Origin of the sequence: Pseudomonas sp. 24 E 13 (assembly GCF_900004715.1) — a bacterium.
GTDB lineage: Bacteria > Pseudomonadota > Gammaproteobacteria > Pseudomonadales > Pseudomonadaceae > Aquipseudomonas > Aquipseudomonas orientalis_A.
The window spans coordinates 1-733 of record NZ_CVTO01000041.1 but is presented as its reverse complement, the minus strand read 5'-3'; the positions used below and the strand labels follow the sequence as shown (position 1 = coordinate 733).

At 61.7% G+C, this 733-nt stretch carries 1 protein-coding gene; it reads right to left on the bottom strand.

What is annotated here, in order from left to right; all coding sequences use genetic code 11:
• A partial coding sequence (locus tag BFP90_RS01630; protein WP_370671677.1) for an immunoglobulin-like domain-containing protein occupies nt 1-733 on the bottom strand: 733 nt, incomplete at both ends.

Below are 733 nucleotides of genomic sequence, written 5' to 3'. Positions count from 1 at the left end.
GACCGCCTTCGGTCACGGTGGAACCGGCCGTCAGCGTGACAGTGGTGGTATCGACCACATCAGTAATGGTGGTGACCGCAGGCGTCGTGCTCGGCACCAGGTTTTCAAAGTTGCCGCCGGTAGCGCCTGTAATAGTGGTGCTGACGGTCGAGCCATTAACGTAGACGTCATTGGCCGGGGTATCGACAACCACAGTACCCGTCGATTCCCCCGCCTTGATGGTAATCACCGAGCCATTGCTCAAGGTGACGTTCACCGGGGTTTGTGCCGGGTTGGTCAAGGTCGCGGTGTAGGTGATCTGGCCACCTTCAGTCACGTTCGAACCAGCCGTCAAGGTCACGGTGGTGGTATCGATGGTGTCGGTAATCTGCGTCACGGCCGGGTTAGGGTCGAGGGTCAGTACCAGGTTGTTGCCGCCGGTGATGCCGGTGACGTTGACGCTGATCTGGCTGGCGTCGAGGTACGGGCTGTCGTTAGGCGCCAGGGGCACGTTGACGGTGCCGGTCAGTTGGCCGGATGGGATGGTGATCACCGCGCCGTTGGACAGGGTGATGGTCAAGTCGCTGGTGCCGGCCTGGGTCACGGTGGCGGTATACGTCAGCACGCCCCCGGCTTCGGTGATGCTCGGGGTGGCGCTCAGGCTCAGGGTCGAAGGCTGCAGCGCCAGGTTGCCGTTACCTGCAGAAGCTTGAGCACCATTAAAGGTATTCAGCGTTGCTGTGCCCTGGCCGAT